Source organism: Burkholderia sp. MSMB1078WGS (assembly GCF_001528895.1).
Lineage (GTDB): Bacteria > Pseudomonadota > Gammaproteobacteria > Burkholderiales > Burkholderiaceae > Burkholderia.
The window spans coordinates 1-1,689 of sequence record NZ_LPDI01000051.1 but is presented as its reverse complement, the minus strand read 5'-3'; the positions used below and the strand labels follow the sequence as shown (position 1 = coordinate 1,689).

Sequence of the window (1,689 nt, the reverse complement as noted above, 5' to 3'; positions counted from 1 at the left end):
AGCATCGCGACCGCGAGCGACGGCACGCCGTCCCAGCGCAGTTCCATGTTGTAGTTCAGGCCGCCGCGAATCACGTGCGTATGGTTGTCGATCAAGCCCGGCAGCACGGTGCGGCCGCCGAGATCGATCGTCTTCGTCGCACGGCCAGCGAGCGGCACGATCTCCGCGTTGCCGCCCACCGCGACGAAGCGGCCGTCCTTGATCGCGACGGCGGTCGCGACCGGGTTCGCACGATCGAGCGTCGTGATGCGCCCGTTGTGAAGGATGAGATCGGGTTGGGTACCGGTTGCGCTCATGAAATGTCCTCGATGCGGTCAGAAGCCGAGCCAGTGACGAACCGGCGCGATGGCCTGCACGCCGACCAGCATGCCGGCGAGGCCCACCAGCGCGACCAGCGGCGGCGCCGGCGAACGCACCCCGATCGCGCTGTACACGACGCCGATCAGCATGCCGGCGCCCAATGAAAGTAAATACGATTCCATAACGTTTTCTCCCGGCCGGATTAGAATCACCCGCATCGCGAGGCCGCGCGCGGCGCATCGCATCCGTTTCGCTTGCCTGCCATCCCTTCCGACCATGCAACACCTTCCTGATCTCGAGGCCTGGGCCATCTTTGCGCGCGTCGCCGAGACGGGTTCGTTCGCTAAAGCCGCCGACCTGCTCGGCGTATCGCAACCCACCGTGTCGAAAGCGGTCGCGCGCCTCGAAAAGCGCCTCGGCGCGATGCTGCTGTACCGCACGTCGCGCAAGCTGTCGCTCACGCCGACCGGCGAACTGCTGCGCGACCGTGCGATCCGCCTGCTCGCCGATGCGGAGCTGATCGAAAACGAAGCGTCCGCGCAGGCACTCGAACCGCATGGCCTCGTGCGCGTGAATGCGCCGATGTCGTTCGGGCTGCACCATTTGTCGCCGGTGCTGCCCGCGTTCCTCGAGCGCTATCCGCGCGTCGACATCGACCTCGTGCTGACCGACCACATCGTCGACATCGTGTCCGGCGGCTTCGACGTCGCGATCCGCATCGCCGAACTGGCCGATTCGTCGCTGCGTTCGCGCCGCTTGTGCGCGGTGCGCCGGCCACTCGTCGCATCGCCCGCGTATCTCGACCGGCACGGCCGGCCCACGCATCCGCGCGACATCGAACAGCACGTGTGCCTCACCTACACGAACCTGCCGACGCCCGAGTACTGGCGCTTTCGTCACACGGTATCGGGCGACGACTTCGGCGTGAACGTGCACGGACGCATTCGCTCCAACAACGCCGACGTGATCGTCCCCGCGCTCGTCGCCGGTCACGGCCTCGCGCTTCAGCCCGAATTCCTGGTGTGGGACGAGCTGCAGCGCGGCGCGCTCGAAGAAGTGATGAGCGACTGGAAGATCGCGGACATCAACGTAAACCTCGTCACGCCCCCCGGCATGCTGCGCGCCGCGCGCGTGACGGTGCTGCTCGCTTTCCTCGCCGAACATTTCTCGCGCGCGCCGTGGGCGCTGCCCGCCGCCTGAACGCGCGACAGCCGACGGCACGCGATCGCCGCGGTAGCCGCTGCGGCGATCGCGGCCGACGGCCCGTTACTTCGCCGGTACGGCAGGGATCGACTCGTGCGGCGTCGCGGTACGCTGCGGCGCCTTGTGGACCATCGTGTACGCGTAGTCGACGCCCATCCCGTACGCGCCCGAATGCTCCTTCGCGAT

Annotated in this window: 3 protein-coding genes and 1 pseudogene; 1 reads left to right on the top strand and 3 read right to left on the bottom strand. The window is 67.5% G+C overall.

The genetic code is table 11. The annotated features are described in order from the left end of the window. Positions 1–296: amidohydrolase family protein (locus WT24_RS15325; RefSeq protein ID WP_156441803.1), on the bottom strand; the 296-nt coding region annotated here is incomplete at its 3' end. A gap of 18 nt (positions 297–314) precedes the next feature. Beyond that, positions 315–482, bottom strand: coding sequence for a DUF1427 family protein (locus WT24_RS15320; RefSeq protein WP_060034507.1), 168 nt, complete (start codon positions 480–482; stop codon positions 315–317). Between the two features lie 94 nt (positions 483–576). On the opposite strand from WT24_RS15320, the gene WT24_RS15315 reads away from it, so the two are divergent. Then, entirely contained in the window at positions 577–1,500 is a 924-nt protein-coding gene (locus WT24_RS15315) for a LysR family transcriptional regulator (protein ID WP_059505704.1), read from the top strand. Between the two features lie 66 nt (positions 1,501–1,566). On the opposite strand, the pseudogene WT24_RS15310 reads toward WT24_RS15315, so the two are convergent. Beyond that, positions 1,567–1,689, bottom strand: a pseudogene (locus WT24_RS15310) (hydrolase); the annotation flags it as partial.

Bases quoted from the DNA above. Each gene is read 5' to 3' on its own strand.
- WT24_RS15320 (WP_060034507.1), bottom strand. From the start codon at position 482: ATGGAATCGTATTTACTTTCATTGGGCGCCGGCATGCTGATCGGCGTC.
- WT24_RS15315 (WP_059505704.1), top strand. From the start codon at position 577: ATGCAACACCTTCCTGATCTCGAGGCCTGGGCCATCTTTGCGCGCGTC.